Source organism: Kitasatospora acidiphila (genome assembly GCF_006636205.1).
Classification (GTDB): domain Bacteria; phylum Actinomycetota; class Actinomycetes; order Streptomycetales; family Streptomycetaceae; genus Kitasatospora; species Kitasatospora acidiphila.
Genome location: NZ_VIGB01000003.1, coordinates 4,393,368 through 4,417,180, shown reverse-complemented (window position 1 = coordinate 4,417,180; position 23,813 = coordinate 4,393,368). Strand labels below are relative to the sequence as shown.

At 71.2% G+C, this 23,813-nt stretch carries 30 protein-coding genes; 17 read left to right on the top strand and 13 right to left on the bottom strand.

Annotation, left to right across the window (positions count from 1 at the left end):
- Window positions 1-10: 10 nt before the first annotated feature.
- Entirely contained in the window at window positions 11-481 is a 471-nt protein-coding gene (locus E6W39_RS20850) for an NUDIX domain-containing protein (RefSeq protein ID WP_141634815.1), read from the top strand.
- Between the two features lie 86 nt (window positions 482-567).
- On the opposite strand, the gene E6W39_RS20845 is transcribed toward E6W39_RS20850, so the two are convergent.
- A complete protein-coding gene (locus E6W39_RS20845; RefSeq protein ID WP_141634814.1) occupies window positions 568-1,227 on the bottom strand; it encodes a DUF6159 family protein in 660 nt (219 codons plus the stop codon).
- A gap of 392 nt (window positions 1,228-1,619) precedes the next feature.
- On the opposite strand from E6W39_RS20845, the gene E6W39_RS20840 reads away from it, so the two are divergent.
- Window positions 1,620-3,137 (top strand): globin domain-containing protein, encoded by a 1,518-nt coding sequence (locus E6W39_RS20840; RefSeq protein ID WP_228718261.1) that lies wholly within the window; start codon window positions 1,620-1,622, stop codon window positions 3,135-3,137.
- Between the two features lie 20 nt (window positions 3,138-3,157).
- Here the strand turns inward: E6W39_RS20840 and E6W39_RS20835 are convergent, their stop codons facing one another.
- Entirely contained in the window at window positions 3,158-3,661 is a 504-nt protein-coding gene (locus E6W39_RS20835; protein WP_228718260.1) for an NUDIX domain-containing protein, read from the bottom strand.
- 276 nt (window positions 3,662-3,937) lie between these two features.
- Here E6W39_RS20835 and E6W39_RS20830 point away from each other — a divergent pair, with 276 nt between their 5' ends.
- Window positions 3,938-4,369 (top strand): SsgA family sporulation/cell division regulator, encoded by a 432-nt coding sequence (locus E6W39_RS20830; protein ID WP_141634813.1) that lies wholly within the window; start codon window positions 3,938-3,940, stop codon window positions 4,367-4,369.
- Between the two features lie 67 nt (window positions 4,370-4,436).
- Here E6W39_RS20830 and E6W39_RS20825 read toward each other — a convergent pair whose 3' ends face one another.
- Window positions 4,437-4,817, bottom strand: a complete 381-nt coding sequence (locus tag E6W39_RS20825; RefSeq protein ID WP_141634812.1) for a phage holin family protein — start codon at window positions 4,815-4,817, stop codon at window positions 4,437-4,439.
- 59 nt (window positions 4,818-4,876) lie between these two features.
- Between E6W39_RS20825 and E6W39_RS20820 the strand changes: the two genes are divergently transcribed.
- The 5 genes from E6W39_RS20820 (at window position 4,877) to E6W39_RS20800 (ending at window position 8,245) form a co-directional block, all read left to right on the top strand.
- Complete coding sequence (locus tag E6W39_RS20820) at window positions 4,877-5,194, top strand: cupin domain-containing protein (protein ID WP_141634811.1); 318 nt, start codon at window positions 4,877-4,879, stop codon at window positions 5,192-5,194.
- A gap of 67 nt (window positions 5,195-5,261) precedes the next feature.
- Window positions 5,262-5,930: a thiaminase II gene (tenA, locus tag E6W39_RS20815; RefSeq protein ID WP_141634810.1), complete on the top strand. Its 669-nt coding sequence runs from the start codon at window positions 5,262-5,264 to the stop codon at window positions 5,928-5,930.
- Between the two features lie 178 nt (window positions 5,931-6,108).
- Window positions 6,109-6,309 (top strand): DUF5326 family protein, encoded by a 201-nt coding sequence (locus E6W39_RS20810; protein ID WP_141634809.1) that lies wholly within the window; start codon window positions 6,109-6,111, stop codon window positions 6,307-6,309.
- Window positions 6,310-6,524: 215 nt separating this feature from the next.
- The gene (locus E6W39_RS20805; RefSeq protein ID WP_141634808.1) at window positions 6,525-7,244 is read left to right on the top strand and encodes a VC0807 family protein; all 720 of its coding nucleotides are present in this window, start codon (window positions 6,525-6,527) and stop codon (window positions 7,242-7,244) included.
- Between the two features lie 5 nt (window positions 7,245-7,249).
- On the top strand, window positions 7,250-8,245 hold the full coding sequence (locus E6W39_RS20800; protein WP_228718259.1) for a hypothetical protein: 996 nt from the start codon (window positions 7,250-7,252) through the stop codon (window positions 8,243-8,245).
- A 121-nt stretch (window positions 8,246-8,366) separates the two neighbouring features.
- Here E6W39_RS20800 and E6W39_RS20795 read toward each other — a convergent pair whose 3' ends face one another.
- Together E6W39_RS20795 and E6W39_RS20790 are read right to left on the bottom strand one after the other, a co-directional pair.
- Window positions 8,367-9,845 carry an SPFH domain-containing protein gene (locus E6W39_RS20795; protein ID WP_141634807.1) on the bottom strand — a complete coding sequence of 493 codons (1,479 nt, stop codon included), beginning with the start codon at window positions 9,843-9,845 and terminating at the stop codon, window positions 8,367-8,369.
- A gap of 203 nt (window positions 9,846-10,048) precedes the next feature.
- Entirely contained in the window at window positions 10,049-10,255 is a 207-nt protein-coding gene (locus E6W39_RS20790) for a hypothetical protein (RefSeq protein ID WP_141634806.1), read from the bottom strand.
- A gap of 300 nt (window positions 10,256-10,555) precedes the next feature.
- Between E6W39_RS20790 and thiC the strand changes: the two genes are divergently transcribed.
- From thiC to E6W39_RS20775, 3 genes are all read left to right on the top strand, one after another.
- Window positions 10,556-12,406 carry a phosphomethylpyrimidine synthase ThiC gene (thiC, locus tag E6W39_RS20785; RefSeq protein WP_141634805.1) on the top strand — a complete coding sequence of 617 codons (1,851 nt, stop codon included), beginning with the start codon at window positions 10,556-10,558 and terminating at the stop codon, window positions 12,404-12,406.
- Between the two features lie 162 nt (window positions 12,407-12,568).
- Window positions 12,569-12,796 carry an AbrB/MazE/SpoVT family DNA-binding domain-containing protein gene (locus E6W39_RS20780; RefSeq protein ID WP_141634804.1) on the top strand — a complete coding sequence of 76 codons (228 nt, stop codon included), beginning with the start codon at window positions 12,569-12,571 and terminating at the stop codon, window positions 12,794-12,796.
- A gap of 37 nt (window positions 12,797-12,833) precedes the next feature.
- A complete protein-coding gene (locus E6W39_RS20775) occupies window positions 12,834-13,232 on the top strand; it encodes a type II toxin-antitoxin system VapC family toxin (RefSeq protein WP_220140244.1) in 399 nt (132 codons plus the stop codon).
- 149 nt (window positions 13,233-13,381) lie between these two features.
- Here E6W39_RS20775 and E6W39_RS20770 read toward each other — a convergent pair whose 3' ends face one another.
- Both E6W39_RS20770 and E6W39_RS20765 read right to left on the bottom strand, forming a co-directional pair.
- Entirely contained in the window at window positions 13,382-14,035 is a 654-nt protein-coding gene (locus E6W39_RS20770; RefSeq protein WP_228718258.1) for a GNAT family N-acetyltransferase, read from the bottom strand.
- Window positions 14,036-14,193: 158 nt separating this feature from the next.
- On the bottom strand, window positions 14,194-14,619 hold the full coding sequence (locus E6W39_RS20765; protein WP_141634803.1) for a CBS domain-containing protein: 426 nt from the start codon (window positions 14,617-14,619) through the stop codon (window positions 14,194-14,196).
- A gap of 257 nt (window positions 14,620-14,876) precedes the next feature.
- On the opposite strand from E6W39_RS20765, the gene E6W39_RS20760 reads away from it, so the two are divergent.
- Both E6W39_RS20760 and E6W39_RS20755 read left to right on the top strand, forming a co-directional pair.
- Window positions 14,877-15,326: a DUF5994 family protein gene (locus E6W39_RS20760; protein WP_323809063.1), complete on the top strand. Its 450-nt coding sequence runs from the start codon at window positions 14,877-14,879 to the stop codon at window positions 15,324-15,326.
- Complete coding sequence (locus E6W39_RS20755) at window positions 15,320-15,751, top strand: BrxA/BrxB family bacilliredoxin (protein WP_228718257.1); 432 nt, start codon at window positions 15,320-15,322, stop codon at window positions 15,749-15,751. Before E6W39_RS20760 ends, E6W39_RS20755 begins: the two co-directional genes overlap by 7 nt.
- A 59-nt stretch (window positions 15,752-15,810) precedes the next feature.
- Here E6W39_RS20755 and E6W39_RS20750 read toward each other — a convergent pair whose 3' ends face one another.
- The gene (locus tag E6W39_RS20750; protein ID WP_141634800.1) at window positions 15,811-16,224 is read right to left on the bottom strand and encodes an SRPBCC family protein; all 414 of its coding nucleotides are present in this window, start codon (window positions 16,222-16,224) and stop codon (window positions 15,811-15,813) included.
- 16 nt (window positions 16,225-16,240) lie between these two features.
- Window positions 16,241-16,597 carry a VOC family protein gene (locus E6W39_RS20745; protein WP_141634799.1) on the bottom strand — a complete coding sequence of 119 codons (357 nt, stop codon included), beginning with the start codon at window positions 16,595-16,597 and terminating at the stop codon, window positions 16,241-16,243.
- Between the two features lie 112 nt (window positions 16,598-16,709).
- Between E6W39_RS20745 and E6W39_RS20740 the strand changes: the two genes are divergently transcribed.
- The 3 genes from E6W39_RS20740 (at window position 16,710) to E6W39_RS20730 (ending at window position 18,328) form a co-directional block, all read left to right on the top strand.
- Window positions 16,710-17,579, top strand: coding sequence for a helix-turn-helix domain-containing protein (locus E6W39_RS20740; protein ID WP_141634798.1), 870 nt, complete (start codon window positions 16,710-16,712; stop codon window positions 17,577-17,579).
- A 138-nt stretch (window positions 17,580-17,717) separates the two neighbouring features.
- Window positions 17,718-18,116 (top strand): carboxymuconolactone decarboxylase family protein, encoded by a 399-nt coding sequence (locus tag E6W39_RS20735; RefSeq protein ID WP_101380597.1) that lies wholly within the window; start codon window positions 17,718-17,720, stop codon window positions 18,114-18,116.
- Complete coding sequence (locus tag E6W39_RS20730; RefSeq protein ID WP_141634796.1) at window positions 18,116-18,328, top strand: hypothetical protein; 213 nt, start codon at window positions 18,116-18,118, stop codon at window positions 18,326-18,328. Before E6W39_RS20735 ends, E6W39_RS20730 begins: the two co-directional genes overlap by 1 nt.
- A 163-nt stretch (window positions 18,329-18,491) precedes the next feature.
- Here E6W39_RS20730 and E6W39_RS20720 read toward each other — a convergent pair whose 3' ends face one another.
- Genes E6W39_RS20720 through E6W39_RS20705 form a run of 4 tightly spaced genes read right to left on the bottom strand, consistent with a single transcriptional unit; the run spans window position 18,492 to window position 22,720 of the window.
- Window positions 18,492-19,535: an acyl-CoA dehydrogenase family protein gene (locus E6W39_RS20720; protein ID WP_141634795.1), complete on the bottom strand. Its 1,044-nt coding sequence runs from the start codon at window positions 19,533-19,535 to the stop codon at window positions 18,492-18,494.
- Window positions 19,532-20,641, bottom strand: a complete 1,110-nt coding sequence (locus E6W39_RS20715) for an acyl-CoA dehydrogenase family protein (RefSeq protein WP_228718256.1) — start codon at window positions 20,639-20,641, stop codon at window positions 19,532-19,534. Before E6W39_RS20715 ends, E6W39_RS20720 begins: the two co-directional genes overlap by 4 nt.
- A 57-nt stretch (window positions 20,642-20,698) precedes the next feature.
- Window positions 20,699-21,490, bottom strand: coding sequence for an enoyl-CoA hydratase/isomerase family protein (locus E6W39_RS20710; RefSeq protein WP_141634793.1), 792 nt, complete (start codon window positions 21,488-21,490; stop codon window positions 20,699-20,701).
- 30 nt (window positions 21,491-21,520) lie between these two features.
- Window positions 21,521-22,720 carry a CaiB/BaiF CoA transferase family protein gene (locus tag E6W39_RS20705; protein ID WP_141634792.1) on the bottom strand — a complete coding sequence of 400 codons (1,200 nt, stop codon included), beginning with the start codon at window positions 22,718-22,720 and terminating at the stop codon, window positions 21,521-21,523.
- Between the two features lie 121 nt (window positions 22,721-22,841).
- Between E6W39_RS20705 and E6W39_RS20700 the strand changes: the two genes are divergently transcribed.
- Window positions 22,842-23,732: a LysR family transcriptional regulator gene (locus E6W39_RS20700; protein ID WP_141634791.1), complete on the top strand. Its 891-nt coding sequence runs from the start codon at window positions 22,842-22,844 to the stop codon at window positions 23,730-23,732.
- Window positions 23,733-23,813 lie beyond the last annotated feature (81 nt).

The window sequence follows — 23,813 nt, the reverse complement described above, 5'->3', positions numbered from 1 at the left end:
AACTGACCACGTGGCACGGACCGAGTTCTACGACGATCCCAACGCACCCAAGCCGAACCGGCTGGTGGTGGCGGCGTCCGCCGTGGTGACGGATGACGAAGGGCGCATCCTGCTCCAGCGGCGTACCGACAACGGCCTGTACGCACTGCCGGGCGGGACGATGGACCTCGGCGAGTCGCTTCCGGGTACGGCTGTTCGGGAGGTCCGAGAGGAGACCGGCCTTGAGGTCGAGATCACCGGATTGGTCGGCACGTACACCGATCCCCGACATGTGATCGCCTACTCGGACGGCGAGGTTCGGCAGCAGTTCAACGTCTGCTTCACTGCGCGCATCGTGGGCGGGGAACTCCGGATCTCCGACGAGTCCACCGATCTCAAGTTCGTAGCTCCCGGCGACCTCTCAGACCTGTCGATGCACCACACTCAGCAGCTCCGGCTCCGCCATTTCCTGGAGCACCGGGCAACTCCGTACCTGGGATAGGCGGTCACTGCTTGGTGATCCAGCTGCCCGGCCGGTCCTCTCGCTGCCACGAGCGGACCGCCGGCCATGGGATCACATCGGGACCATCAGGCTGCAGTCGAGGAGTCCCGGTAGAGCACGGTGCGGAAGATCCCGGAGATCGTGGCCCCTGCGAGAAGTGCGCACATCAGGAGCAGAGCGGCGACCACGCCGCCCGCAACGGCAGGCCCCAGGCTGTTCGACTCGACTCCGAGCATGAATGCCAGGAATCCGATGACCACCGAGAGGACCACGGGCGCCGCGATCCACAGCGAGCCGTACACCTGCCGGGAGAAGGTCGCGCGCAGCATCCGCGACGACCGGCGGATGCCCTCTGTCACCCCGAGGCCGTCGATCATCATGGCTGGTAGTGCCAGGTAGGTGGCGACGGCCCAGCCTGCACTGAACAGTCCGTCCATGATCTCGCCGGCGACCGGGATCCGCTTCAGCTGTCGGATGAGCAGCAGAACCGTCGTGTTGAGCAGGCTCCACGCCAGCAGCTGTCGCCAGTGCCGCAGAGCTCGCCGATAGCTCACGCCGATCCGGGCGGGCTCTCCCCGCAGCACGTCATCGACCGCGCAGATCATCGCGGCACTGCAGAGGGTGAGGGCGAATCCCAACAGGAGGTAGCCGACTCCCAGAGAGATCACATCGAAGGCGGACGGCGACGGCTCGGCCCAATCCCTGATGAACGTCGGCACCGCCACGCCACCGGAGATCAGCGCCAACGCGGCACCGCCGAGTAGCGGGAACACCAGCAGGCGGCGGTTGTTCCGTAGCACCCCGAAGGACACGCGAACGGGCTGAGCGGTACTCACGAGAGGTTCCCCACGGGTGGTCGTGCTTCGGTGGCGCGCCAAAGGCTATGCCAGTCGCCGGCGCAGCCAGGATCCGGGTGCAGACCGCATGGTCCGACAGGTCCCGTGCCATGGCCTTCTTGGCCCATCCCCGATTCTCGGTCGGACCGCCCGTTAGTGGCTGCCCTGGGCATGGGAAGGGGAGACCTTAGCGTCCCAGGCATCCGTTCGTCCGGCGTTTGAGTGATTTGTCGGATCAGCTTCCCGGCCGGTGCCACGCTACCCACGGCGTTGCTGGGACGACCGGAGGCGAAACGATTCTCTTGAGTACGCGTCAAGTAGCAGGGAAGTCGCTCGCCGCGCTGCTGGTCCGGTCCGCCAAGGGCTCGGCGGCGGCCACGGCGGTGCCGGGCATGGCGGGGGCGGACGGCGGGGTGCCGAGGCTGGTGGTGCCGCCCAAGCCCGTTGAGCCGCCACGGGTGCCGCCGCCACCGGCGGAGACCTTTCAGCCGGAGCCGGTCCCCGCGACCCCGCAGCCCGAGCCCGCCCAGCCCGAGCCCGAGCGCCCCGCCATCGAGCCGCTGTTCACCTGGGCCCCCGGCCTCAACTGGGCTGGGCCCGGCGACCATTGGGCCCAGGCCTGGGACGCCGAGCAGCACCCCGTGCCCGACCCGGGCCCGCTGACCGCCCCGCCCCCGGGCAGCGCCGCCGAACTCCCGCCCACCCCGCGCGACCTGGAGCTGATCGCCGCCACCCTGGCCGTGGTCGAACCGGTCGCCGACCGCGCGACCGCGCACTTCTACGCACTGCTCTTCCTGCACTATCCGCAGCTGCGCTCGCTCTTCCCGGCCGCCATGGACGTGCAGCGCGACCGGCTGTTCCGCGCCCTGCTCATGGCGGCCCGCGGTGCCGGCGACCCGGTGACCCTGACCGCCCAACTGGGCGCCCTGGGCCGGGGCCACCGCAAGTACGGCACCCTGGCCGCCCACTACGGCCCGGTCGGCGAGTGCCTACTGGCGGCGCTGGCCAGGTACGCGGGCGGCCGCTGGGACGCCGAGGCCGAGCTCGCCTGGCGCCGGGCCTACCGGATGGTCTCCCAGATCATGATCGACGCCGCCGAGCAGGCGGCCCGCACCGCACCGCCCTGGTGGCAGGGCGAGGTGGTCTCGCACCAGGTGCGCGGCCGGGACGTCGCGGTCCTCACCGTCCGCCCCGACCAGCCGTACCCGTACCGGGCCGGCCAGTACGCCACCCTGGAGACGCCGTGGTGGCCCCGGGTCTGGCGGAACTACTCGTTCGCCACCGCACCGCGCCCCGACGGCCTGCTGACCTTCCATGTGCGGGCGGTGCAGGCCGGCTGGGTGAGCAACGCCCTGCTGCGCCGGGCGCGCCCCGGCGATGTGCTGCGGCTCGGCCCGCCCGCGGGCCGGATGGTGCTGGACCACGCGGATCCGACGCCGCTGCTGTGCGTGGGCGGCGGCACCGGGATCGCGCCGATCTCCGCGCTGGTCGAGGACGTCGCCGAGCACGGTTCGGCCGGCCGCACCGTCCAGGTGCTCTACGGCGCCCGCCGCGCCGACGACCTCTACCAGCTCGAAGCCCTGCGCCAACTGGAGCGCCGGCACCCGTGGTTGGCGGTCCGCCCGGTGCTCTCCGAGCCGGGCGGCACGGCGGGGGAGCCGGGCGGGCTGCTCAGCGACGTGGCCGCGCAGCTCGGTCCGTGGGACGGCCACCGCGCCTTCCTGGCCGGCCCGGCGGCGATGGTGCGCCGGGCGGCGGCGGCGCTGGCCCGCTCCGGGGTCCACCCGGAGCTGATCCGGCACGACCTGCCCGAGGAGTAGGGGGGTGGCCGTGCGGCGGCTCACAAGTCGGGTGCCAGCAGGGCCAGGACGCCCTCGATGTTGGCGGCGAGATAGGCCCGCAGCGAGGGCGGGACCAGGTTGACCGCGGTGACGCCCTCCCGGGTGAACGGCAGCCGGACGATCTCGTACTCGCCGCGTGGCTCGTCGACCTCCGGTCCGTGCCGCCGGGCCGGGTCCAGGCTCACCAGCCGGCAGACGAAGAAGTGCTGCACCTTGACCCCGTGCGGGTGCGCCAGGGTGCCGTCCTCGTGGTGGGAGTGCGCGACGGTGTCGACGAAGGCCGGTACCGCGTCGGCCACCTTGCCGCCGAGTTCCTCGTCCACCTCGCGGTGCAGCGCCTCGGTGACGGTGCGGTCCTCGGGTTCCACGCCGCCGCCGGGGGTGATCCAGTACGGATCGCAGCCGGGCCTGGTCCGCTTGATCACGATCAGCTCGGCGGCGCCGTGCCTCGGGTCGTCGCCGAGCAGGTCCAGCAGGATCGCGCGGGCGGTGCGTTTGACCACCGGCCGCGGCTGCGGCGTCGGCCCGACGGGCGTCGCAGTCCCTGGTGTTCCCGGCGTGATCCCTGGAGCCACCGACCTCACCTCCGCGAGCGTTGTGCGGGAGCATCCCGCAGCTCAGCACGGTCGAAACTCGCACACCTGGACGAAATGGAGTGGCGGCTTCCGGCGCGGTCCCAGGTCAGGTGACACGGTCCCAGGCCGGGCGCGGTCCCGGGCCGGGTGAATCGGAAGGTCTGTACCAATACGGGCACTTTGGAGCTTGAGAGGTAGTGGCGCATGCAGAGCACAGTCCAGGGACAGGTCGTGATGAGCCTGGTGGTCTCCGACGAGCTGTCCTTCCGCCTGGTGGCCGACCTGGAGTATGCCGCGGCCGACCCGTACGCGGTCCGGCTCACCTTCCACCTGCCCGGGGACGCCCCGGTGAGCTGGGTGTTCGGCAGGGAGCTGCTGGTCGACGGGCTCAGCGGGCCCAGCGGCGAGGGGGATGTGCGGGTGCGGCCGCTGGAGGGCCCGGGCCGGGTGCCGGAGATCGCCGTCCTGCTGCGGGCGCCGGGGGGCGACGCGCTGCTGCGCTGCGCGGTGCCGCCGCTGGTCGCCTTCCTGGAGCGGGCCGGCCGCCTGGTGCCGGTCGGCGAGGAGCCGACCACGGCCTCGCTGGATGCCGCGCTGGCCGCGATCCTCAGCCGGGGCTTCGAGAACCAGGGCTGACCCGCACGCACAGCGGCCCGCCTCCCCGTGCTTTGCCCGGGGAGGCGGGCCGCACCGGCGTGGGCGCTCAGTCCCGCTCGTCGCCCAGCGCCAGGTGCAGGCCCCAGGCGACCAGGCTGATGATCAGCGAGCCGAACAGCGCCGGCAGGAAGCCGTTCACATGGAAGTCCAGCTTCAGCCGGTCGGAGGCGAACGAGGTCAGCCAGAGCATCAGCGCGTTGATCACGAAGGTGATCAGGCCGAGCGTGAGGATGAACAGCGGGAACGAGAAGAACTTCACCAGCGGCTTGATCAACCAGTTCACCACCCCGAAGATCAGCGCCACCGCGATCACGGTCAGCGCCTGCTTGCCCCAGGAACTGCCGGACAGGGTTATCCCCTTGACCAACCAGGCAGCCACCCAGATGGCGACGGCGTTGACCAGTGTCTTCAGAACGAAGTGCTTCATGCTCCCGCATGGTGGCAGGCTCGGGCGGTCGACGGAAGCATCTGGCAGGAAGCAGGGCGATGAAGGTTTTCCGACTGGATCAGCTGGACGCGGAGCGGGCCGCCGAACAGGGCGCCTACCTGCGGTTCCTCAAGGAGCGCACGATGTCGGTGGGCCTGTACGCGCTGGCGCCGGGCGAGGCCGACACGCAGAGCGCGCACCAGCAGGACGAGCTCTACCAGGTGGTCAGCGGGCGGGCGTACCTCACCGTGGGCGACGAGACCGCGACGGTCGGTCGGGGCAGCGTGGTCTTCGTCCCGGCCGGGGTGCCGCACCGGTTCCACCACGTCACCGAGGAGCTGCGGGTGCTGGTGGTCTTCTCGCCGCCGGAGCCGTGAGGCCGCTCACCCAAGGCCGCTCTGCCCGCCCGGCGTGATCCAGCAGAGCCGGCCCTAGGCTCGGGGCATGACCCAGACCCTGACCGAGCAGCTGTGGGCCGCCGTCGAGCCGGTCTACGCCGAGATCCTCGACCACCCGTTCCTGGCCGGCCTGACCGACGGCACGCTGCCCCGCCCGGCCTTCCGGCACTTCGTGGTGCAGGACTCCCACTACCTGCGGGACTACGCCAGGGCGCTGGCGATCTGCGCGGCCAAGGCGCCGGGCGAGGCCGAGGTGCGGGCCTTCGCGGACGACGCGATCGGCGCGCTCGCCGCCGAGCAGGGCATGCACGCCGAGTTCCTCACCGCCTTCGGCGAGAGCGCCGAGCAAGCCGCCGCCGAGCCGGTGCTGCCCACCACCCGCGCCTACACCAGCTACCTGCTGGCCACCGTCTACGGCGGCTCGTTCGCCGAGGCGGTGGCCGCGGTGCTGCCCTGCTACTGGGTCTACGCCCGGGTCGGCGAGCAGCTGCTGGCGCGCTCCTCCCCCGACCCGCTCTACGCCCGCTGGATCGCCACCTACGGCGACGAGGCGTTCCAGTCCGTGGTGCGCCGGGTGCTGGCCCTCACCGACCGGCTCGGCGAGCAGCTCTCGGAAGCGGAACGGGGGCGGGTGTTCGAGCACTTCACCACCACCACCCGCTACGAGTGGATGTTCTGGGACGCGGCCTGGCGGGGCGAGCAGTGGCCGGTGTGACCGAACCGGCCCTCAGGTAGGGGCCGACCCGAGGGGTGCCCCTCAGGGCTTTATCCGGGTTCTCTCGGGGGCGGAATCGCTCGTCATCGCTGCTCGGCACTCCTACGATCGAAGTATCGAAAGCGGACAGGGTGCGGCACCGCAGAGCCGACCCGAATGGGATTATGAGGTAACGGACATGGCTGAGATCTGGAAGTCGCTGCCGGGCTTTGTGCGCAACATCGTGGTGCCGATCATCGTTCTGGTGATCGCCTTCAACATCATCGGTGCGGTGTTCGGTCTGATCGGTGCACTGGTGGGATTCGCGATCAAGGCCCTGGTGGTGGTCGGTATCGCGGCGGCGGTGGTGATCCTGGTGAAGAAGGCCGCCCGAGGCTGACCCTCCCCGCACCCTCCGCCCAAGCGCCCGCCCCCAGTTGGGGCGGGCGCTCGGCGTTTTCCGCTCCGGTGCCGGGCAGTTCGGCGCGGTGTCCGTCAGCTCCCCGGCATGACAGCTGTCATGAGGAGCTGCGCACAGATTGCACTGACGTCCGGTCAGTTCCTGCTGCGATTCTTGATCACGTCAAGGGACGCACGGGGGAAGGAACCACCGAGATGAGCACCGCAGAACTGCCGGCCGGCTCCACCAAGACCCGCAATCCGCTGGTCGACGGGCTGCTTCCGCTGGCCGTGGACGTCGTGGTGCCACTGGGCACGTACTACGCGGCGCGGGCGTTCGGCGTCGGGATGGTCCCGGCCCTGGTCATCTCCAGCGTGGTCCCGGCCGTGCGAACCGTCTACGGGCTGGTGCGCTCGCGTCGGGCCGGGGCCGGGAGCAAGTCCGGTGCGGGCCTGGCGCCGCTGATCCTGGTGGTGAACGTGGTGGGCCTGGTCACCACCTTCATCACCGGCGACCCCCGGCTGATGATCGCCAAGGACGGGCTGGTCAGCAGCGCGATCGGGATCGGCATCCTGGTTTCGGTGCTGCGCGGCCGGCCGGCGATGAGCGCGGGTCTGCGGCCCTTCCTGACCAGGGGCGACGCCGCGCGGGAAGCCGCCTGGGAGGCCCTGCGGACCGGTTCAGGACAGGTCGCGACCGCCGGCTCGGCCGAGTTCCGCCGCAGTGCGCTGGCCCACTCGGTGGTCTGGGGCGCGGCCCTGGTGCTGGAGTGCGCGGCCCGGGTGGTCGGTGCCTACACCCTGCCGCTGGCCACCATGGCCTGGCTGCCGACCGTGCTGCTGATCGGCGCGATCGGGGTGGCGAGCATGGTCAGCGGCCCGTACACCGAGCGGATGAAGAAGCTGATGGACCAGCAGATCAAGAACGGGGAGTGAGCACCATGACCGGCAAGCCGATACGTGGCCGTGGCATCAACTACGACACCGGGTTCGCCCCGGTGGGAGACCTCTCCCGGCCCCGGTTCGACCCCGCCGAGGTCGCCGAGGAACTGCGGGTGATCGCCGAGGAGCTGCACTGCACGGCGGTGCGGATCTCCGGAGGCCTGCCGGAGCGGATCGAGCTCGCGGCCGAGGCCGCCGCCGCACACGGGCTCGAGGTCTGGTTCGCGCCCTTCCCCTGCAACATGACGGCGGATCAGCTGGTCCCGTTCTTCCTGGACTGCGCGCGGCGGGCCGAGCGGATCCGCCGCTCGGGCGCCGAGGTGGTGCTCGTCCTCGGCTGCGAACTCAGCCTCTTCGCCGAGGGGTTCATCCCCGGCGACGGCTTCGCCGGCCGGATGGCCGCGCTGACCGCACCCGACCGGATGCCGCTGGTCGGCACCGCGGACCGGGTGAACGCCTTCTTCGCCGAGCTGCTGCCGAGGGTGCGGGCCGAGTTCGGCGGCCGGATCAGCTACGCCTCGGGCGTCTGGGAGAAGCCGGACTGGTCGGGCTTCGACCTCGTCGGGGTGGACGCCTACCGGGACGCCCACAACGCCGACCACTTCCACCACCTGCTGGCGGGTGCCTTCGAGCACGGCAAGCCGGTGGCGGTCACCGAGTTCGGCTGCTGCGCCTACCAGGGCGCGGGCGCCAGGGGCGGGATGGGGTGGGCGGTCGTGGACGACGACGCCGAGCCGCGGTGCATCACCGAGCCGCTGGTCCGGGACGAGCAGGAGCAGGTGCGGTACCTGCGGGAGCTGCTCGCGGACTTCGAGGAAGCGGGGGTCGACTCGGCGTTCTGGTTCACCTTCGCGCACTTCGAGGCTCCGCACCGGCCCGAGGACCCGGCCCACGACCTGGACCTCGCCAGTTACGGGGTGGTGGCGGTGCTGCCCGAGGGCGGCCGGCGGCCGAAGGCGGTCTTCGCCGCACTGGCCGAGGCCTACCGGCGCTGACACAGCTGCCGCAGGCGGGTTTCGGCCCGCCGACAGAAAGCCGAACGCGGCCGCGCTCGGTCCCTCCGGGGGGAGGGATCGGTCGCGGCCGCGTTCTCCTTGTGCCTTACGGCTGTTCAGCTCACTGCACGTCCTGCAGCGGGATCGTCTGCGACGCGGGCTTGGCCGGCTTGGCCTCCTTGGCGTCCTTGGCCTCCTCGCCGCTGCCCGGGTTCATCGTGCCGAGCAGCTGGCGGGCCAGCCCGAGACCGGTGCCGCCCATGGTGAGCGCCTTGGCGAACATCTCGCCCATGCCCTCGGCGCCGTTGAGCAGCACCATGTGCTCCACGTTGCCGAAGGCGTCGGCCCCGGCCCGGACGATCTCCGGCCAGTTCTCGGCGAGTTGCTGGGCGACCACGGCCTCCTGGTTCTCCGCCAGCGCGGCGGCCCGGGCCTTGATCGCCTCGGCCTCGGCCAGACCGAGGGCGCGGGCCGCCTCGGCGGCGGCCAGACCCTTGGCCTCGGCGGAGGCGGCCTCGGCCTGACCGGTCGCCCGGGTGGCCTCGGCGGCGGCCAGACCGCGGGCCTTGGTCGCCTCGGCCTCGGCCTGCGCGGCGACCTTGACCCGGTTGGCCTCGGCACCGGCCTTCAGCTCGGTCTCCTTGGCCTGCGCCTGGGCGGCCGAGATCCGGGCGTCGCGGTCGGCGTCGGCCTTGGTGCGGGTCTCGTAGGCGCGCGCGTCGGCCGGCTTGCGGACCTCCGCCTGCAGCTGCTGCTCCTTGCGCAGACCCTCCAGCTCGGCGACCTTGGTCTCCTGGACCACGACCTCCTGCCGGGCGGCGGCCTCGGCGAGCGGGCCGGCCTGCAGCGCGCGGGCTGCGGCGGTGTCCATCTCGGCCTGGTAACCGGCCTGCTGGATACCGGAGTTGCGGGTTGCCTCGGCCTTGCGGGCGGACGCCTCCTGCTCGGCCTCGGTGGCCACCCGGTCGGCCTCGGCGGCCGCGATGCGGGCGTCCCGCTGCACGGCGGCGGCGTGCGGCGCGGCCAGGTTCTTGATGTAGCCGGTCGGGTCCAGGATCTCCTGGATCTGCAGCGAGTCGATGATCAGTCCGAGCTTCTCCATCTCGGTGCCGGAGGCCGCCCGGGTCTCACCGGTGAGCCGCTCGCGGTCGCGGATCATCTGCTCGACCGTCAACCCGCCGACGATGGAGCGCAGATGGCCGGCGAAGACGTTGTGGACCCGGTTGCCCATCTGCTTCTGCTGGTCCAGGAAGCGCCGGGCGGCGTTGGCGATCGACACCATGTCGTCGCCGACCTTGAAGATCACCACACCCTTGACCCGCACCGGGATGCCCTGCGAGGTCACACACTCGACATCCAGCTCGGCTTCGTTGAGGTCGAGTGAGAGCTTGCGCACGGTCTGGATGCCCGGGGTCACCAGGGTCCCGCGACCGGTGACGATCCGAAAGCCCAGTCCCTCGCCGACGCCTTCGGTGCGGTGGTTGGAACCGGAGATGACCAGTGCCTCGTTCGGCTCGGCGACGCGCCAGCAGAGCTTGAACAGCACGATCAGAAGAATGACGGCGGCGACTGCCGCCCCCGCGATGATGCCGATCAACATCGGCTGCTTCCCCCTTCAGGGCACACCGCTCCGTGGCTGCGCTCGGTTGTGCAGGATTGCGCGGAACGCGGTGGCGAGTGGAGATTCTGCGCTTGATCCATTCGGTTGGGAATACCGGGGCGGCGTGTCGCCGATGTTGTCACTCAGAGGTGACAAAGTGCGGACACGCTGCCCATCCACCGCACCCCCCGGCTGGTGCCGCGTCAGCCCGTGGTCGGGGCCACGAAGACGGTCCGCGGCGGCTGGTACTCGACCACCACCACCGGGGTCCCGACCGGCAGTTGGTCGCCCGGCACCGCCAGGTAGGCCAGGAAGGCCTCGGTGCCGACCCGTTCCGGCACGTGCACCATCACCTCGCCGACCAGCCCTTCGCCGACCCTGCCCGTGACCCGTCCGGTGTATCCGATCACCGTTGCGTCCCCCCCGTCGCTGCACCTTCGCCGTCCGTCGGCGAGCTCCCAGTGTGCCCCCGGGCACCGACGGCTGCCCAGGGCGGGGCCGCCCGCTCGCCGACCGCACCCCCTCTGGACGCTCCGCCGGACCGCCCGTTACCGTGGGGAGGTCTTCAGGCAGGCACTTCCGCCTGCCGAACGGGAGCTCGGAGCACCGGGCTGAGAGGGCGCTGAACGATCCGTCGACGGACGGGCCGACCGCTGCGCCGACCGCAGGAACCTGACCGGGTAATGCCGGCGTAGGGAGTAGAAGGTCTGATGACCAGTTTGGATGACGCACGCCCGGCCACCACCGAGGACCGGACCGCAGTCAGCAGCGCCGCCACCGGGTACCCCACCCCGGCCTGGCGCAAGGCCTACCGCCAGGGCTCCCGCCCCGATCTGCGGGTCCCCTACCGCGAGGTGCACCTCACCAACGGCGCCACCGTGCCGCTGTACGACACCTCCGGGCCGTACACCGACCCCGACCACCAGCCCGACGTGCGCCGCGGCCTGCCCGCGCTGCGCGACTCCTGGATCCGCCAGCGCGGCGACATCGAGGAGTACGACGGCCGCGAGGCGCGGCCCGAGGACGACGGGATCAAGCACACCTCGCCGCGCGGTGGCGACCTGCGCAACCTGGACGCGGTCTTCCCCGGCCGCCCGCGCCGCCCGCTGCGCGCCCGCGACGGGGTGGCGGTGACCCAGCTCGGCTACGCCAAGCGCGGGATCATCACCCCCGAGATGGAGTTCGTGGCGCTGCGCGAGGGCCTGGAGCCGGAGTTCGTCCGCGACGAGGTGGCCCGCGGCCGCGCCGTGATCCCGGTGAACGTCAACCACCCGGAGGTGGAGCCGGCCATCATCGGCACCAACTTCCTGGTCAAGATCAACGCCAACATCGGCAATTCGGCGGTCACTTCCTCCATCGAGGAGGAGGTGGAGAAGATGACCTGGGCCACCCGCTGGGGTGCCGACACCGTCATGGACCTCTCCACCGGCCGCAACATCCACACCACCCGCGAGTGGATCCTGCGCAACTCCCCGGTGCCGATCGGCACCGTGCCGCTCTACCAGGCGCTGGAGAAGGTGGACGGCCGGGCCGAGGAGCTGAGTTGGGAGGTCTACCGGGACACCGTCATCGAGCAGTGCGAGCAGGGCGTCGACTACATGACGGTGCACGCCGGCGTGCTGCTGCGCTACGTCCCGCTGACCGCCCGCCGCAAGACCGGCATCGTCTCGCGCGGCGGCTCCATCATGGCCGCCTGGTGCCTGGCGCACCATCAGGAGAACTTCCTCTACACCAACTTCGAGGAACTCTGCGACATCCTGCGCGCCTACGACGTCACCTTCTCGCTCGGTGACGGCCTGCGCCCGGGCTCGACCGCCGACGCCAACGACGAGGCCCAGTTCGCCGAACTGCAGACCCTCGGCGAGCTCGGCCGGATCGCGCGGGCCAAGGACGTCCAGGTGATGATCGAGGGCCCGGGCCACGTCGCGATGAACAAGATCAAGGAGAACATGGATCTCCAGAAGGAGATCTGCGACGAGGCCCCCTTCTACACCCTGGGCCCGCTGACCACCGACGTGGCGCCCGGCTACGACCACATCACCTCGGGCATCGGCGCCGCGATGATCGCCTGGTGGGGCACCGCGATGCTCTGCTACGTCACGCCCAAGGAGCACCTGGGCCTGCCCAACCGGGACGACGTCAAGACCGGCGTGATCACCTACAAGATCGCCGCCCACGCCGCCGACCTCGCCAAGGGCCACCCCGGCGCGCGCGACTGGGACGACGCCCTCTCCGACGCCCGCTTCGAGTTCCGCTGGGAGGACCAGTTCAACCTGGCCCTCGACCCGGAGACGGCCCGCGCCTTCCACGACGAGACGCTCCCCGCGGAGCCGGCCAAGACGGCGCACTTCTGCTCGATGTGCGGGCCGAAGTTCTGCTCGATGAAGATCTCGCAGAAGATCCGCGACGAGCACGATGGGGGCACCTCCCGGCCGAAGGCTGGGGGAGGTTCGTCGGCGGTGGCCAGCGAGTTCGACGCCGAGGCGCTGGCGGGCATGGCGGAGAAGTCCGCCGAGTTCGCGGCCCAGGGCAACCGGGTCTATCTGCCGCTGGCGGACTGACCCCGGCACATGGCTGTGGCTCGGGAGTCTGGACCGACTCTCGAGCCACAGCCATGTTCAGCGCCGCCCGAAAGGACTGGGCGATGGTCGCACCGCTTCCGGGCGGACACGTGCGGTCTAGTATTACGTGGTAGCAGTATTACGTGGTACAGGAGGTGGGAGATGCGACTCAACAGCAAGGGACAAGTCACCATCCCCGCAGACATTCGCGAGAAGTGCGGTCTGCGACCCGGGGACGAGGTGGACGTCATCGAGGAGGGTGGCGTCCTGCGGATAGTGCGCCGGGAGGGGCATGGCACCAGAGGACAGCGGGTGGCCCGCCGGATGAGGGGAAGCGCTGCGGGCGGCATGTCCACGGACGAGATCATGGAGCTCTTGCGTGGCGAGTAGTCGGTTGAGGCCGGTCGGCCCGGGAGAGGGCCGACCAGTGACGTTGGTCGACTCCTGTGTGCTGCTCGACCTGATGACGGACGATGAGAAATGGGCCGACTGGTCGGAGTCCGCGCTGTCCAACGCCCAGGACGAGGGGGAGGTGGTGATCAACCCGATCGTCTACGCCGAGGTCTCGGTGGCGTACGCGGCGATCGAGGACTTGGACGCGGTCCTGCCCACCGCGGACTTCGCCCGAGAGCCGCTCCCCTACGAGGCCGGGTTCCTTGCAGGCAAGGCATTCCTGCTGTACCGCAAGCGTGGCGGGCAGAAGACCGCGCCCCTGCCGGACTTCTACATCGGAGCGCATGCGGCTGTGCGTGGGTACCGACTGCTCACGCGCGACGCCTCGCGCTACCGGACCTACTTTCCGACCATCGAACTGATCTGTCCGTAGCGTCTCGCAGAAGATCAGCGACGAGCACGGCGACGGCGCGACTGCCGGCGACAAGTGCTCCACCTCCAGGTGCTTCAGGTCGGCGGTTCGCTGTCTCGTGAGGCCGCTGCACGGGCGGTGCAGCCTCCACTCCGCCGGGCCTCGGCGCGTCAGGAGGAGCTGTCCGACGGCTCGAACCACAGGCTGGTCATGGGGGAGTGGGTGGTCCAGCCCAGCGTGGAGTAGAGCGCCTGACCGTCAGGGGTGGCGACGAGCACGCCGGTGGTGGCGCCGGCTGCGTGGGCGGTGTCCTGCAGCGTTCGCATCACCAGGGCACCGAGCCCGCGACGCCGGTGTCCCGGGGCGGTCTCGATCTGGTCGACGACGGCGCTGCGGCCGGTCGCGGCGACCTGGCCGCGGGCGGCGAAGTGCCCCTCGGAGGTGCGGACCAGCACGCGGGTGACCCCGCCCCTGGTCCAGCGGGTCAGGGTGTAGCCGGCCGGAACTTCGGGCCGCTCGGGGGCGAGCGGCACGGTCATCAGGCATGCGACCTGGTCGAACTGCCAGCCAGGGCCCAGCCATGGCCGGACGGTGCCCTCCGCCGCGAACAGCTTCAGCCACGTCCCCGGCGCACTCGTATCGGCCACGATCTTGCGCACGTCTGCCTCGCGGGGAGCGGGCAGCACATGCCGCGACACGTGCGTGGCCTGCCCCATGTCGATCGTCCATCCCCATGGCTGCTCGATCGGATCGGACGCGCCGCGCGAGACGATCCAGCCGTCAACCCACATCCGTACGAGCTCGCCAACCGTGACGTCGTGCACTGCCGCCCCCTTAGTGTGTAATAGGTGCAATGCTACTGCATCACTTACGGGTGGCGGGTGATGTGGCGAGAGTGCGACCGGTGTTCGTGACGGTTCCGCTCCCGGCCGGGCCCAAGCCGTCCGAAACTCCATGGACGGGGCGGGGAGCGGTTGTCGGGTCAGGCGGGCGCGGCGGCGAGGACGCCGGTGGCGCGGTCCGCCGTGAGCACGCCGAGGATGTAGCCGTCGTCGTCGACGACGGGCCAGACCGCCAGGCGCTTGATGCGCATCGCGAGCGCGGCCAGGGTCAGACCCATGGTCGGCCAGGCGAACGGGCCCCGCTGGTGCGAGGTGGCGCTGATCGCGGTCCGCTCGGTGTACCAGGAGCGGGCCAGGAACGGGCGGAGTCCGATGCGGGTGACCAGCCCCTCGCAGCGGCCGTTGTGGTCGCGGACGAGCAGGTACTCGACGTGGGCGCTGTGCAGGATGTCGTTGGCGCGATCGACGGTGCTGTCGTCGGCTATCTGGTAGTCGCAGGTTTCCATGGCGTCGGCGACCGTGAGGCCGTGGTCGCGCTGTGCCGACTGCGGTGAGTGAGTGGTCACGGTTTTCACCGTTTCCCGTCTCCGGCTGCCCGATCAGGGGCCGCCGGGCTGTCCTTCACCCAGAACGAAGCCGGAACGAGTACCGGAATGCGGGATGCCCTGGATGTCTTCGAGGCTACTCCGGTGGCGGGTGGCCCCGGGGAAGAGCGCCGCGGAGTACGTTGGGAGACAACCAAGGACATTCCGTACACCGGCATCAGCGTCGACGTCGCCCTGGGTCATGATTGGTCCCTCGTGGACCAGACGGGCGGCTCCGCATGATGCCGACCTTCTTCTTCCCTGCCTCTGCCGGGCTGTGGTCATCGGCCGATGAATCGCTGCTGCCGCGGCTGCTACTTGAGCCGTCGATGTCGCGGGAGGGCGTCTTCGACGGGGCTTGGTGGCCCCGCTCGAAGCACCTCGCCGTCGAGCTGCCGGACTTGATCACCGCGCTCGGCGCCCACTTCGGGCGCATCATCCGGGTCGGTCTCGACACCACGGCCTGGGACGGCGTGCCCCGGTCCATCGTGGTGAACAACCTGATGATCAGGATCAACTGGTTCACCGGCAGCAACGCGACGATCAGCGTCACTCGGGGCTTCCAGGACCACTTCCTGCTGCTGGTGGTGCCGCCCGGCACCGACCCGGCCACGGCCGCCTCGGCAATGGCCGGAGCCGCCACGACCGGAAACCACACCCCGGCAGCCGAACTCCTGCTTGCTTGCTGACAGATGGCCAGCACCGCGCCTGGGCGGGAGATCACGGCCTGACGTCCGGCGCTGCGTGGTGGGCGGAACTGCTGACTGCCGACGACGTGGAAGCCGCCATGAAGGACGCCGACACTGGCCTGACCCTGGTGGTCGTCAATGCGGTGTACGGCGCTGCGGTGATGGCTCGTCAGGGGGTGCGCCTCGCCCTGGAGAACGCCTCCAAGCGTCCGGACCGGCTGCTGACGGTCTTCGCCGAACAGGATCTGGAGGCCACCGCGCGGTTCCGCAGCTACATCGCGGACATCCCGCCGTCCGAGCCGTCGTTCGCCGTGTTCAAGGACGGCGAGCTCGTCTACTTCATCCCACGTCACCGCATCGAGGCCCGCGACCCCCAGGCGGTGGCGGCCGACCTCACCGCTGCGTTCGACGAGTTCGGCGAGTAGGCCCGGCCGGCCGTTCCGGGTGAGTGATGCCCCGGAACGGCCGCCCTGGCAGGGGCAGTTCAGCTGCCCGGCTGCGCGGCCTCCAGGGCGCGCCGGATGACCGCCGAGCCGTGCTCCATGGACTCGGCGATCGGTGCGGCCAGGGCATCGGGGAGGACGTCGGTGTGCCACACGAATCTCGTCCGGCCGCCGCCTTCCGGCAGCGCCTGCATGGAAGCGTGGTGGTGGGACGGGTGGAGGCTGCCGCCGATGACCGTGTAGGCGAGGCGCATCGCCTGGTGGTCGAGGTCGACGAGCCGTTCGAGGACGATCGTGCCGTCGGCGAAGGTGACGGTGCGGGTGTCCGAGTTCAGCTGGGTGTCGATGACGTACCCGGGTGCGAGGCGCTCGTGTACCGCGCCGTAGTCGCTGAGCACCGCCCACACCAGCTCGGGGTGGGCGTCGACGATGAGTTCCTTGTGGATCGAGGCCATGGTGATCGACTCCCGGTCAGGCTGAGGCGAGGCAGAACAGATGGCCTTCGGGGTCGGCGAGAACGGTCCACTGGTCCCCGCCGGGCTGGAACTCGGGCTTGGCCGCTCCCGCTGCGAGCAGTTCCTTCACCGCGATCTCCGGGTCGGCGACGGTGAAGTCGAGGTGGGCGTGCTTTGCGGCGTCGGGCCAGCTCGGCCCCCGGTAGTCGGCGACCCGCTGGAAGGCCAACTGGACTGTCCCCTGGCCCAGCTGGACGAAGTCGTCGTCAGCCTGCCCGATGTCCCAGCCGGTGAGCTTCCGGTAGAACTCGGCGAGGGCCCGGGGATCGGCGCAGTCGATGGTGATCGCGGTGAGCTCTGCGTGGACGGCCATGGATGGTTCCCTTCGTGTCATCAAGTTCCCCAAGGATCCGGGGTGATGGCCATGGAGGTCTTGAAGATCCTTGCGGGCCGTTCTGTCGTACCCGGCGGCTACCGTTCGCGGCATGCTCTCGGCTTCGATCCTCGCCGCCCGGCCCGAGTTCACCGTGGCCGTGGTGGGGTGCCGTTCCGATCACGTCCGATGGTCGGGGCTGGAGACCCGTGATGACCACCGCCTGGTGCTGGTGCGACGCGGCAGGTTCCGGCGCTGGGTCGACGGCGGCGAGGCCGATCTGGACCCGACCATGGCCTACCTGGGCGCACCCGGTGAGGAGGAGCGCTTCGCGCACCCGGCCGGCGGCGACCTCTGCACGTCGGTCAGCTTCACGCCCGCCCTCCTGGGACACCCTCCCACTGCGGCGACCGTCTACGTGGACGCGCGCGTCGATCTCGCCCACCGCCGTCTCGTCGTCGCCGCGGGCACCGGCGACGTCGACTACGCGCTGACCGAGGAGCTGGTTCGCCTGGTCGCGGCAGCGGCCGGTGAGCCGTCCGTCCAATCCCAGCCGCGTCCGCGTCCGCATTCGCGGCCGGCCGACCGGGCGCTGGCCGCCGCGGCGCGTGAGGCGATCACCGAGGAGGCGGCGGAGGCGGCGGGGCTCTCCGGCCTGGCCGCGCTGCTGGAGGTGTCGCCCTACCGGCTCAGCCGGGTGTTCTCCCGGGAGACGGGTGTCTCCCTGACCCGCTACCGCAACCGCGTGCGCGTCACCCGGGCCATGGACCGCATCGCCGAGGGCGCACCCAGCCTCGCCGACCTGGCCGCACAGCTCGGCTTCGCCGACCAGGCGCACCTGACCCGCACCATCCGCGAGCACGTGGGACACACGCCGACTGCGCTGCGCCGACTCCTCGCCCCGGGCCCGGGTGCGACTGGATTGCCGCAGGTAGCCCGGCCTCCGGTGCTGGCCGGGGCGGATCCCGGCTGGTTACGGTGAGGGCAGGGCCCGATGCCGGTCCTCGCGCACGGAGCCCGACCAGGGCGGTGCGGCGAAGGCAGGGCTCGGCCTTCGGGAAGTCTTCGGGCCACGCGGACTGGGCCGAGCCGGGCATCCGGGACCCAAGAGGAGGCCGTTATGGCCACCACGGTCAACCGTGCCGAGATCGAGGCCGACATCAAGGAGACGCTGGGCCTCGTCCCGCACTTCTTCACCAAGATCCCCACCGAGCTGCTCGGGCCGGAGTGGGAGATCTTCAAGCGGATCGAACTCGGCGAGACGCTGATCCCGAACAAGTACAAGGAACTGATCGGGGTCGGGCTGCACGCCGAGACCAAGTGCCGCTACTGCTCCCTGTTCCACACCGAGGCCGCCAAGCTCTTCGGCGCCACCGACGAGGAGATCCAGGAGGCCGTCCACTACGCCAAGGCCAGCCTCGGCTGGAGCGCGTACATCAACGGCATGCAGGAGGACTACGACCAGTTCGAGGCCGAGCTGAAGCAGGTCACCGACTACGTCCGCGCCAAGGCCGCGTGATGCAGTTGGAGAGGGTGCGGCCGATGGTGCTGCGCGGCACGTTCCACGCCTACGAGCTGGCCGCACTCACCGCGGCCGCGCGCTACGTGGTGGAGTCCGCGCCCGCCGACATTCCGCCGGAGTCGCTCGAGCAGCTGGCGAGTGTGCTGGCCGACTACGACGAGCAGGTGCGGAACCTGTCGACCCCGGCCGAGACAGCTGAGGGGAGCTAGTACATCGGCGCCCAGCGGCGGTCCGGGGCCATCGGCTGCTCACGCGTGATGCCGCCCGGTACCGCAGCTACTTCCCGACCATTGAGCCGATCTGCCCGTAGCCAGTCCGCTCCACCGGGCGGCGGGGCCGGGAGCACCGCCCCGGCCCCGCCGCCCGGTCGACTCAGCCGCCGGTCACCTGGGGCCACAGCGGGTCGCCCTCCACTACTTGCCGGCCGATCCTCCGGCACCAGGCCTGCTCGGTGCCGTCCTCGTCGCGCCACGACCACAGCCGGGTGGTGGCCAGGTGGAGTCGGCTGAGTTCGGTGAAGCCGATGGCGCCGTGGAGCTGGTGGGCGATGCGGGTGATCTCGGCGACCGAGGCCGAGGCCTGGGCGGCGGCGATCCAAGCGGGGAGCTCGCAGGTGTCGGGAGTGGGCAGGGCGGCTGCGGCAGCGCCGACGGCCGCGTCGACCAGCGCCGCCTCCTCGATCAGCCTGGCCTCCTCCTGCTTGACCGCCTGGAAGTGGCTCAGCGGGCGGCCGAACTGCACGCGGGAGCCGGTGCGGGCGACGGTGAGGTCGACGCAGCGGCGGGCCGCGCCGGCGATCAGGGCGGCACGGGCCAGGCCGGAGCGCCACTGCGCCTCACGGGCCAGGGCGGCCGGGATCCGGCGAACCCGTTCGGCGGGGACGGCCGCGTCGATCAGCACCAGGTCGTCCCTGGGCTCACCCGCCAGGTTGGTGCCCTCGACCCGCAGGAACTCGCCTGCTTCGAGGAGCAGCAGGACCGGCCCGCAGGACGGCCCCTCGGTCAGCACCACCACGGCGTCGGCTGCCCGGGCCCATGGCACCCGGCTCAGCACGCCGCTGACCCGCACGGCGTCGTCGGTGCCGCCCGCACCCGGCGGGCCGACCCGGTTGCCCGTGTCGGGGTGGGCGAAGACCACGTCGAGTGGGCCGGCGGCGACCGCGAGCGGCCCGTGGGGTGCGGCGAGCCCGGCCGCGGCCAGCAGTGGGCGGGCGACCAGCAGTGTCTCGGCGAGCGGGGCCGGGGTGCCGTGGTAGCCGGCCTCGCCGACCAGCGCGACCAGGTCGGCCGGGTCCGCGTCGAGCGGCGGCAGGGCACCGGCCGTGCGCAGCGCGTCCCACACCGCCCGGGGGGTGTCGGGCGCGCTCGGTCCGGCCAGCACGGTGGCAGCCCGTTCGAAGACGGATTGGGTGCTCATCGGGACGCCTCCAGGCCTCGGGTGATGATGCCGCGCAGGATCTCGTTGGTGCCGCCGCGCAGGGTGTATCCCGGTGAGTGCAGGATCGCGGTGGCGAGCAGTTCGGGGTAGCTGCCGCGGGTGGCGTCGAACCGGGCGGCGACCGGCAGGATCTCCCGTGCCTCGTTGATGAGTTCGCCCTCGAAGCGGGTGCCGAGGTCCTTGACCAGCGCGGCCTGCACATCGGCCGGGCGGCCGGCCTCCAGGGCGGCGGCCACGGACAGCGACAGCTGCCGGATCGAGGCCAGGCGCGCGGTGAGCCGGCCGACCCGGGCGTGCTGCTCCGGGCTGCAGGCACCGCGCCGCAACTCTGCGACCAGCGCGATCAGCAGGGGCAGCGTGGACAGGAACCGCTCCGGCCCGCTGCGCTCCAGGGCCAGCTCCCCGGTGACCTGCTGCCAGCCGTCACCGGCGTGGCCGAGCAGCGCGTCGTCGGCGAGCTCGACGGCCTCCAGGTGCACGTAGTTGAAGGTGTGCTCACCGCTGAGCAGCCGGATCGGCTCGACCCGGATCCGCGGATCGCGCAGGTCGACGATGAACTGGCTCAACCCGGCGTGCCGGTCCGCCGATTCGTCCGTGCGGGCGAGCACGATCGCGTAGTCGTTGACGTGCGCGCCGCCGGTCCACATCTTGGTGCCGGTCAACCGCCAGCCGTTGCCGGTCCGTTCCGCCCGCGTCCGCACCGAGGCCAGGTCCGAGCCGCTGTGCTGTTCGCTCATGCCGATGGAGAAGAAGCACTGCCCGGCGGCGATCCTGGGCAGGAAGCGGCGGCGCTGCTCCTCGGTGCCGTGCCGCAGGATGGACGGCCCGGCCTGCCGGTCGGCGACCCAGTGGGCCGAGACCGGGGCACCCGCCGCCAGCAACTCCTCGATGACGACGTAGCGTTCGAGGTTGCCGCGCCCGCTGCCACCGTACTCGCGCGGCAGCGCCATGCCGACCCAGCCGCGCTCGGCCAGGCGCCGGGTGAAGCCGGGGTCCCAGCCGGTCAGCCATGAGTCGGGGCGGCCCAGGATGGTGCCGGCGGCCCGCTCGGCGTTCAGGAAGTCGCGCACTTGTTGACGCAGCATCCGTATTTCAGAAGGAAGTTGGACTGCTCGGGAGATCATGTGGGTGCTCCTCATGGGTCAGGCGCCGGTGAAGTGCGGGTTGCGGTGCTCCTGGCGGGCCTGGACGCCTTCGCGGAAGTCGTCCGAGGTGATGGTCACGGGTTGGGCGAGCGCCTCCCAGGTCAGCGCCTGCTCCACGGTGAGCCGGCCGTGCGCCAGGCCGCTCTTGGTGAGCCTGACCGCCAGGGGTGCCGCGGCGGCGATCTCGTCGGCCACGTCCAGCGCGGTCCGCAGCACCTGCTCGGCGGGCAGCGCCTGCTGCACCAGGCCCATGGCGGCGGCCTCGGTTCCGCTCAACAGCCGCCCGGTCAGCAGCAGTTCGCGGGCCCGCGGCAGGCCGACGGCCTCGGCGAGCAGTGCGGTGGTGGCCATCCCCGGGTGCAGCCCGAGCTGGACGAACGGCGCGCCGAGCTTCGCCTGCTCGGCGGCGTAACGCAGGTCGCAGGCCAGGACCAGGGCCAGCCCGGCGCCCACCGCATGGCCGTTGACGGCCGCGAGGGTGGGGACCGGCAGGTCGCGCACGGCCAGCCAGGTCCGGTAGAAGGCCGAGAGGTCGGCTCGGGCGGCGGCCAGGCCCCGGCCGTGTCCGTCGGCGAGTTCGCCGAGGTCGGCGCCCGAGCAGAACGCGGGGCCGGTGCCGGTGACCACGACGGCGCGCAGCTCGCCGTCCTCGCGCAGCGAGCGCATGGTGTACTGCCACTGCTCGGTGAGCCGCCTGGTCATCGGGTTGCGCTTGTCGGGGTTGTCGAAGGTGAGCACGGCGACACCGTTGGCCCGGTGTTCGACGCGCAGTGGTTCCTGCTCGCTCATGCGGTCCTCGATTCACGGTGGGGCGCGGGCTCAAGCGGACGGGCGGTGGCCGATCTCGGCGAAGACCTCGTCGGTGTGTTCGCCGATCCGCGGGCAGTGCCGGTGCAGGCCGGCCGGGGTGGCCTGGAAGCGCACCGGCTCGCCGATCAGGTGGTAGGCGCCCTCGGTGGGGTGCTGGGCCGTCCGCAGCAGGCCGCCTTCGGTGGCGTAGGCGCTACTCGCGGCCTCCGCAAGGCTCAGCACCTGGGCGGCCGGGATGCCGGCCGAGTCGCAGAACGCCTGCCACTCGGCGGTGCTGTGCTGCGGGGTGAACTCAGCTGCCAGCCGGTAGAGTTCGTCGGCATTGCGGGCGCGGTCGGGGAGCGTGCCGAAGCGCGGGTCGTCGGCCAGTTCCGGGCGGCCGACGAAGGCGAAGAAGTCGCGCCAGTTGCGGTCGTTGTAGGGCAGGATGCACATCCAGCCGTCCGCCGTGCGGGCCGCCCGGCGCTGGGCGCTGAGCGCCCGCGAGTAGCCGATCGGGCCTTCCGGCGGGTCCAGGGTCGCCGCAGCCAGGTGCTCGACCAGGTTGAACGCCAGCATGGTGTCGGCCATCGGCACCTCGACGTGCTGCCCCTGGCCGGTGCGGTCGCGGTGGTGCAGCGCGGCCAGCACCGACTGCGTGATCACCAGGCCGCAGATCTTGTCGGCGAGCACGGTGGGGACGAAGTACGGGATGCCGCTGACCTGTTCGTTCAGCCACACCAGGCCGGAGGCTGCCTGCACGATGTCGTCGTAGGCCGGGCGGCTGCCGAGTGCGGAGTCGCTGCGGAAGCCCTGGGCGTTGAGGTAGACCAGGCCGGGGTGGCCGGCCGCCACGTCCTCGTAGTCCAGGCCGAGCCGTTGCAGGGCCTGCGGGCGGAGGTTGGTGATGAACACGTCCGCGGTCGCGATCAGGGCGAGGAGTGCGTCGCGGCCGCCCGGGGCCTTGAGGTCGATGGCGACGCTGCGCTTGTTGCGGTTGAGGTTGAGCGCCAGCACGCCCATCCCGGGGGTGCGGGTCGGCGGGTAGTGGCGGGTCATGTCGCCGTCCGGCGGCTCTACCTTGATCACGTCCGCACCGAGGTCACCGAGCTGGCGGGCCGCGTAGGGGGCCATGATCACGCTGGCCAGCTCGACCACCCGCACGCCGTTCAAGGGCCCGGTGGCAGCGCTCTCTTCCAGCTCTTCCTGTTCTGCCCGTCCTGTCGACATGGCACGTCTCCGATCTCCAGCGGGACCGGCTTTGCGCGCCGGGCCGTTGACAATCAGTCAAAGTCCCAGCGATCCATATCGTCCAATACTTCTTCCTGTCGTACTTCATATGATTCGACATATGGAACTGACCCAGCGCATGCTCCAGCAGTTCGTGGTGCTGGCCGAGGAGCAGCACTTCGGCCGCGCCGCCGAGCGCCTCGACATGAGCCAGCCACCGCTCAGTCAGGCGATCCAACGGCTTGAGCGCGTCCTCAACGTCGCCCTGCTGGACCGGAGTTCGCGTGGCACCCGGCTCACCCCGGCCGGCCGTGCGTTCGCCGAGGACGCCCGGCGGCTGCTCGACGCACAGGCCGCCGCCGTGGACCGGGCGCGGCGGGTCGCCGACGGGCAGGAGGGCGAGCTGCGGCTCGGGTTCGTCAGCAGCCTCGGTTACGACCTGCTGCCGCGCCTGCTGCGCCGCGCGCACGCGGAACTGCCAGGCCTGCGAGTTCACTTGAGCCAGCACGCGTCCATCGAGCTGGTCGAGCTGCTGCACGACGGGTCGCTCGACCTCGCGCTGGTCCGGCTGCCGGTGAGCGGTGCGGCACGTCTGGACGTCCAACAGATCGGTGTGGAACGGCTGGTGGCGGTGCTCCCCGAACACCACCCGCTCGCCGCGGAGCCCGCTCTCGACCTGTGGGCACTCGCCGAGCAGGAGTTCGCGCTCCCCAAGCCCAGCGCGCTCCCCGGGCTCGCCCAGCAGGTCGCGCTCGCCTGCGCACAGGCCGGCTTCGCCCCCCGCCCACTGGGCCTGGCGGACGACCTGCCGGGGTTGCTCAGCTACGTCGCCGCCGGCCTCTGCCTGGCACTGGTCCCCGAACAAGCGTGCTCCCTGGGGATCCCCGGGGTGACCTACCGCCCGCTGCGCGGCGACTCGCCGTACCTGGAGACCAGGGTCGCGGCCGTCCACCGCTCGGGCGGTTCGGACGCCGCCGTGCGGAAGGTGCTGGGGATGCTCACCGCCCTCTGACCGCCGCACGGCGTCGCCTTGCGGGCTACTGATGCCCATGGCGTTTCGACCACTTCTGGTGGATGCTTCCAAACGCCGTAG